Genomic DNA, 4314 nt, shown 5'->3' on the forward strand with positions numbered 1-4314 from the left:
GCACCGCGCGTGCCGTGCCGACCCCTTGGGATTGCAGAAAGACCATGATCTCGCGGATCACCTTCTGCTCGGCCCACGCCGAGGTCACCCGCTGTTGGCGCTTGGGACCGATCCCCGGCAGTGCGAGCAAGCGCTCCGGGGTCTCCTCGATGACGGTGAAGACGTCCTCGCCGAAGGCCGCAACCAGGGTGCGGGCGAAGTGCGGTCCGATGCCCTTGACCATCCCGGAGCCGAGATAGCGCTCGATCCCCTCCAGGCTGCGCGGCGGGACGATCCGCAGGTTGGTCGCCTTGTACTGCAACCCGTGCTGCCGATCGTTGACCCAATGCCCCTCGGCTTCGAGATGCTCGCCGGGCGAGACGCTGGCCGCGGAACCGATCAGGGTGACCAGGTCCCGCTGACCGCGCACCTGCACCCGCAGCACGCAGAAGCCGCTCTCGGGGCTGTGGTAGGTGACGCGCTCGACGGCGCCGCTGAGCGGCTCGGTCGGGGCGGGCGATGCAGGCGGCGAGGTCGGATTCATCGTGGGATTGTAGACCCGCCGAAGCTTGCGAAACGCCTTGGGCGAGATGCTCGCGATGCACTTCGAGGATATCGGCATCGCGCGGATCGGGGCGCGGCCTGCCGGTGTCGGGCGATCCGTGAGGTTTGAGTCGGCTGCCCCGAATCAATCATCCATGTTGCGCGGCCAAGGCGGGATCCGCCAATCCATGCGCAGCGCTAAGAGGCGCAGCCCGGTCGTGGTGCCGGCCCCGGCCAGCAAAGCCATCCAGGGCTCTGCACCGATGGCGTCGACCCCAATGAAGATCCAGCAGCCGACAAAGGCACAAAGCGCATAGGGGCGGTGATCCTGGAACACCACGGGGATTTCGTTGCAGAGCACGTCGCGCAACACCCCGCCGAAGACGCCCGTTACCACGCCCATCATCACCACGACGATGAGCGGCATCTCCGCAGCCATCGCCAACGCAGCCCCGGAGACCGCAAACAACCCCAGCCCAAGCGCATCGGTGAGGTTCATCACCCGCTCCGCCCAACGATGCCGCATCAAGCCGAGCAAGGGCGAGCCGATCAAGGTCAGCGCCAAGACGAGCCAGACATACTCCTGATGCTGCACCCAAAAGAGCGGGCGGCGATCGAGCAGCACGTCTCGCAGCGTCCCGCCGCCGAACGCCGTCACGAACGCGACCGTGAAGACCCCGACGATATCCATCCGCCGCCGCGCGGCCTCGATCAGACCGGACACGGCGAAGGCGATGATGGCGCCGATTTCGATGATGGTCAGCATGAGCCTTTAAACTGCGCCCAGCGCGGTATGCAATGTTTTTGGATGAGATCGGCCCCGGCAGACTTGACGACCGTTGGAGCCGGCGCGGCTTAAGAGATACCTCAGGAACGACTCAAAACAACCGAAATACGTAGGATGGGTAGAGCATCAGCGAAACCCATCCAGCCCGCGCCAATGGCATCAGGCGGAAACCCAGCAACGCTGCGGTTTGGAGGATGGGTTTCGCTGCGCTGTGCCGCCAGCCGGATTGGACGTTTGAGTTGTGAGGATGGGTTTCGCTGCGCTGTGCTGCCAGCCGGATTGGGCGTTTGAGTTGTGAGGATGGGTTTCGCTGCGCTCTACCCATCCTACGTCTTCCGGTTGTTTTTGAACCGGTTCTTTGGTTATCCGAGGCGCGATAGATCCCGCACGGCGCCGTGGGCTGCGCTGGTCGTCAACAAGGCGTAGGCCTTGAGTGCGGTCGAGACCTGACGCTGGCGGTCGAGCGGTTTCCAGGCGGCAGCACCGCGTGCCTCCATGGCGGCGCGGCGCTTGGCCAGGACCTGATCGTCGACGGCGAGATGAATCCGGCGGCTCGCGATCTCGATCTCGATCCTGTCGCCTTCCTCCACGAGCGCAATCAAACCACCTTCGGCCGCCTCGGGCGAGACGTGGCCGATCGAGAGCCCCGAGGTACCGCCCGAGAAGCGTCCGTCCGTGATGAGCGCGCAGTGTTTCCCGAGCCCCTTCGATTTCAGATAGCTGGTCGGGTAGAGCATCTCCTGCATGCCGGGTCCGCCCTTGGGTCCTTCGTAGCGGATGACCACCACGTCGCCGGCCTTGACCTGATCGGTGAGGATGGCGGTGACGGCGTCATCCTGACTTTCGAACACCCGCGCCGGCCCGACGAAGGCGCGCAGAACCGAGGTCGGCACGCTGGTGGTGTAGCGCAGCTCGTCCTTGTCGATCGCGTCCGATTCGAACATGCTCGGGTCGACCCCCGCGGTCTTCACGATGCAGCCGTCCTCGGCCAGATTGCCGAAGAGCACCGCGAGGCCGCCGTCGCGGCTGTAGGCATGCTCGAGATCACGGATACAGCCTTCGGCGCGATCCAGGTCCAGATTCGGCCAAAGCTGCGATTGGCTGAAGGCGACCTGGGTCGGGATGCCGCCTGGCGCGGCGAGATAACGACGACGCGCCCCTTCATCTTCCGTGTAGCGCACGTCCCAGCGCGCGAGTGCCTCGCCCACCGACGCACTGTGCACGGTCGGCAGATCGCGATGGATGAGCCCGGCCCGGTCCAACTCGGCGAGGATGCCGATCACGCCGCCGGCACGATGCACATCCTCCATGTGATATTTCTGGGTCGATGGCGCGACCTTGCAGAGGTTGGGCACGCGGCGACTCAGCCGATCGATGTCCTCCATGCTGAAGGGCACGCCGCCCTCGTAGGCCGCCGCCAGCAGATGCAGCACCGTGTTGGTGGATCCGCCCATGGCGATATCCAGGCTCATGGCGTTCTCGAACGCCTCGAAGGTCGCGATCGAGCGGGGCAGCGCGCTGGCGTCGTCCTGCTCGTACCAGCGCCGCGCGAGCGAGACGATCAGCCGGCCGGCCTCCAGGAAGAGATCCTTGCGCGCGGCGTGGGTCGCGAGCAGCGATCCGTTGCCGGGCAGGCTGAGCCCCAGCGCCTCGGTCAGGCAGTTCATGGAGTTGGCGGTGAACATGCCGGAGCAGGAGCCGCAGGTCGGACAAGCCGAACGCTCGAGCTCGGCGACCGACGCGTCGCTCTGCTTCTCGTCACCTGCGGCGACCATGGCGTCGACCAGGTCCAGATGCAGCTCTTCGCCGTTGCGCACCACCTTGCCGGCCTCCATCGGCCCGCCCGAGACGAAGACCGCCGGGATGTTCAGGCGCAGCGCGGCCATCAGCATGCCGGGCGTGATCTTGTCGCAGTTGGAGATGCACACCAGGGCGTCCGCGCAGTGGGCGTTGGCCATGTACTCGACCGAGTCCGCGATCACCTCGCGCGAGGGCAGGGAATAGAGCATGCCGCCGTGACCCATGGCAATGCCGTCGTCGACCGCGATGGTGTTGAACTCCTTCGCCACGCCTCCGGCGGCCTCGATCTCGCGCGCGACCAGTTGGCCCAGATCCTTCAGATGGACATGACCGGGAACGAACTGAGTGAAGGAGTTGACGACGGCAATGATCGGCTTGTCGAAATCCCCGTCGGTCATGCCGGTGGCGCGCCAGAGCGCGCGTGCGCCGGCCATGTTGCGGCCATGGGTGGTGGTGCGGGAGCGGTACTGGGGCATGTGAGGCTACCTGGCGGGAGGATCGGATCCCGCCAAGTATACCCGGCTGAAACGCGCCCGGTAGGGCATGGCGGGTTCGGAGTTTGGGTTTGGCGGCGTGCGACAAACAACCTCGGTAGGGGCGCGTTTCAGAAACTTGAAATCATTTCTTGAACCGCGTCTCCACCGAGGTCGAGGGAGAATGCGCGCTTGAGACCAGCCGCAGCCCGCGTCCGGGGCACGGGACGCGGTTCAACAACACTCGGTCTCGAGGACGTCGAGCTCGGCGATCAGCTCGGGCGCCTCGAGGCGCTCCAGCAGGTCGCGGATATCGTTGAGATGACAGTGGATGTGATAGAGCTCGTCGTGTGCCGGCCCTTTCTCGCCGTCGAGCTTGGCTACGAGGTAGGTCCAGAAGGGATCCCTGCGGTCGGGGTCGAGCATCAGGTCGCGGAGCTCGGAGACGAAACGCTGCGCCCTTGCATCGCAGTCGAGTCCGAGGAAAGAGATGTAGCGGTCGCTGAAAGCAGGTGTGTTTGCGGTCGTCATCGTGGCTCATGAAGCGGGGGATCGGGAACGTTGCGATCATGCTAGCGCATCCCGCGCGGGAGGAGAAACAGCCGGTTTGTAGCTGGAGGATGGGTTTCGCTGCGCTCTAGCCCATCCGGCGATGACGGTGGGTGGAGGATGGGTTTCGCTGCGCTCTACCCATCCTACGATCCGGGATTGGTGTGTGGGGGTATAATCGCG

At 65.2% G+C, this 4314-nt stretch carries 4 protein-coding genes; all 4 read right to left on the minus strand.

The window, feature by feature from the left end; all coding sequences use genetic code 11:
* Window positions 1-523 (minus strand): helix-hairpin-helix domain-containing protein (locus GPT33_RS17240; RefSeq protein WP_296811469.1); only part of this gene is annotated, 523 nt, incomplete at its 3' end.
* Between the two features lie 144 nt (window positions 524-667).
* The gene (locus tag GPT33_RS17245) at window positions 668-1288 is read right to left on the minus strand and encodes a trimeric intracellular cation channel family protein (protein ID WP_296811460.1); all 621 of its coding nucleotides are present in this window, start codon (window positions 1286-1288) and stop codon (window positions 668-670) included.
* A 383-nt stretch (window positions 1289-1671) separates the two neighbouring features.
* Complete coding sequence (gene ilvD / locus GPT33_RS17250) at window positions 1672-3585, minus strand: dihydroxy-acid dehydratase (protein ID WP_296811464.1); 1914 nt, start codon at window positions 3583-3585, stop codon at window positions 1672-1674.
* 231 nt (window positions 3586-3816) lie between these two features.
* Entirely contained in the window at window positions 3817-4113 is a 297-nt protein-coding gene (gene cowN, locus GPT33_RS17255; protein WP_296811467.1) for a N(2)-fixation sustaining protein CowN, read from the minus strand.
* Between the last annotated feature and the right edge of the window lie 201 nt (window positions 4114-4314).

This window comes from Thiocapsa sp., assembly GCF_011390875.1.
Classification (GTDB): Bacteria; Pseudomonadota; Gammaproteobacteria; order Chromatiales; family Chromatiaceae; genus Thiocapsa.

Excerpts from the sequence above, each read along its gene's own strand:
- GPT33_RS17245 (WP_296811460.1), bottom strand. The coding sequence starts at position 1,288 with ATGCTGACCATCATCGAAATCGGCGCCATCATCGCCTTCGCCGTGTCC.
- ilvD (WP_296811464.1), bottom strand. The coding sequence starts at position 3,585 with ATGCCCCAGTACCGCTCCCGCACCACCACCCATGGCCGCAACATGGCC.
- cowN (WP_296811467.1), bottom strand. The coding sequence starts at position 4,113 with ATGACGACCGCAAACACACCTGCTTTCAGCGACCGCTACATCTCTTTC.